This is a genomic window from Candidatus Nanopusillus massiliensis, from assembly GCF_920984865.1.
The window spans coordinates 552,769-552,990 of the sequence record NZ_OV100765.1 but is presented as its reverse complement, the minus strand read 5'-3'; the positions used below and the strand labels follow the sequence as shown (position 1 = coordinate 552,990).

The window sequence follows — 222 nt, the reverse complement described above, 5'->3', positions numbered from 1 at the left end:
AACAATATTATATTCTTTTTCCTTTTTATATTGTAAATAACTTATTAATATATCTTTTGCAGTTATTATACCCACTAAATTTCCTTTATCCAATATTGGCAATGAAAATACCCTATTTTCTATCATTAAATTAATTATTTTTTCTCATCCTTCATCTTTATTTGCAAATATTATTTACTATTCATTATAGATTTTATCTTTATATCAAAATCCTTTTCATTC

The 222-nt window shown here is 19.8% G+C and carries 1 protein-coding gene (only partly in view); it reads right to left on the bottom strand.

Going from position 1 to position 222, the window contains the following annotated elements:
* Nucleotides 1-135: the 5' portion of a CBS domain-containing protein gene (locus LUA84_RS03660; protein ID WP_305836331.1), read on the bottom strand. It extends 39 nt beyond the left edge of the window; 135 of the gene's 174 nt are visible here — the first part of the coding sequence; the start codon lies at nt 133-135; the stop codon falls past the left edge of the window.
* Nucleotides 136-222: the final 87 nt, after the last annotated feature.